The following is a 902-nucleotide window of genomic DNA, read 5'->3' as shown; positions in this document are numbered from 1 at the left end:
TGCAAGTTAAAGTGAGCCGAGAGACAGAGTCGGAAACAACCACCGACGCCACCGATGGCGACGCTAACCCATAAAGTTAGGCTGCAAACCTTTCGCCAGCTTCTGCCTAACTTTGTAAGAGACGTCACTCAACGTAATGTTCCCTTTGTTGTGACGATCGATGCCTGCATTTTGTCGGTAAGCGATCGAACCTTGTTTGAACAGCACGTGTGAGGGTGACTTCCCGATTGCCGCGGGGTAGAGAATCGCCATGTAAACATCTTCCAACGAAGACATTCGGTGTCGATAAGGCCAAAAGTAAGCTTTCACATAATCGAGCTGTTCAACGGCGCTCATCATGGCGAGATGCTTAGTGCTCGTCCCCAAGTTTTTCGCGGTTGCGGGCATGAACTGAATCAGACCTGTCGCCCCACTCCCAGAGCCGTTTCTAATGCTAGGGCTGAACGTTTCAGCCGTCTCAAAGGCCATACAAGCCATTAGATGATTCGGGTTGATTTCTAGCTCAGAGCAAATTTCGACCACTTTGCTTTTGAATGCAGGGCTAACTCGCTGTCCCCATGCCAAAACATGCTCAGAAGGCTCTTGAAATGGCTCGGGAGAAAAAATACATCGATGGGAACGTTGGTGATAAAAAGGAAACATTTTAATGAGGCGCTGTTGCCTGCCCTTCAACATGGAAGTAAAGGAAAACAATACAGCTTTGAGTGGCTGCCGTTTTTTAAACTTTACTAATTTATACAGTCGCTTAGATACCTTTTTCACGACATAACCAAGTTGAGGGAACACTCCCAAAATGTAATCCATTTCCTACAAGTTTTATAGAAATATCAGCTACAACAAACATTTGTGTGACCAAGGTCACTTTTAGCGCAATTTCAACGTTCAATAACCCACCAAAAAAA

General features: G+C 45.6%; 1 protein-coding gene. It reads right to left on the bottom strand.

All coding sequences use genetic code 11. From position 1 onward, the window contains the following. Window positions 1-63: 63 nt before the first annotated feature. Window positions 64-804 carry a transglycosylase SLT domain-containing protein gene (locus tag R7Z50_RS25725; protein ID WP_318149505.1) on the bottom strand — a complete coding sequence of 247 codons (741 nt, stop codon included), beginning with the start codon at window positions 802-804 and terminating at the stop codon, window positions 64-66. Between the last annotated feature and the right edge of the window lie 98 nt (window positions 805-902).

Source organism: Vibrio sp. 1249-1, from assembly GCF_033340495.1.
This window is presented reverse-complemented; position numbering and strand designations above follow the sequence as displayed.